This is a genomic window from Streptomyces shenzhenensis, assembly GCF_003688995.1.
Classification (GTDB): domain Bacteria; phylum Actinomycetota; class Actinomycetes; order Streptomycetales; family Streptomycetaceae; genus Streptomyces; species Streptomyces shenzhenensis_A.
In genome coordinates, this window is sequence record NZ_PENI01000128.1 from 1 (window position 1) to 539 (window position 539).

A 539-nucleotide genomic window follows, 5' to 3' on the forward strand; every position below is an offset into this window, starting at 1 on the left:
GTCAGGCGGCGCCGCGTCCTGCCGCGGTCCGTCCCATGGTCAGCGCCAGCCGCCACACCCGGCGCCAGTCCATCGGCGGCGCGGTACGCCGCACCCCGGGACGGTGCCGGGGCACTCGTACGCGCAGGGCGCCAGCCGCGATACGGCAGTGCACGGGAGTGGACAGCACCAGGGCCTCGCCGTCGACACCGACCGGGATGGCGGGAGCGTCGGCGTCGACGACGACCTCCCGGGCGGTGACGGCGGTCAGCCCGCCGCTCTGTCTGCCGTGCAGCAGCAGCCCCGCCGCTTCGGCGGCGCTCGAGACCTCGACGCCGAGCACCCCCAGCTCACCGGAGTCCAGTCGCTCGCGGCGCCCGAGCCCCGCCGGATCACCCTTGTGATAAGGGTTGTTGCTCACCAGCACGGCCTGGGGGCCGTCCAGGACCAGCGCATCCGCGCGGACGGTCAGCCGCGAGCCGCTGGCGTGGGTCAGCAGGGCCGGCAGCATCTCCAGAACGGTGCGGGCCTTGTCGTCACGGTAGGCCGGACTCTGCACG

At 74.6% G+C, this 539-nt stretch carries 1 protein-coding gene; it reads right to left on the bottom strand.

What is annotated here, in order from left to right; all coding sequences use genetic code 11:
- Position 1 precedes the first annotated feature (1 nt).
- Positions 2–539 (bottom strand): diacylglycerol/lipid kinase family protein (locus tag CTZ28_RS46505; RefSeq protein WP_398658158.1); only part of this gene is annotated, 538 nt, incomplete at its 5' end.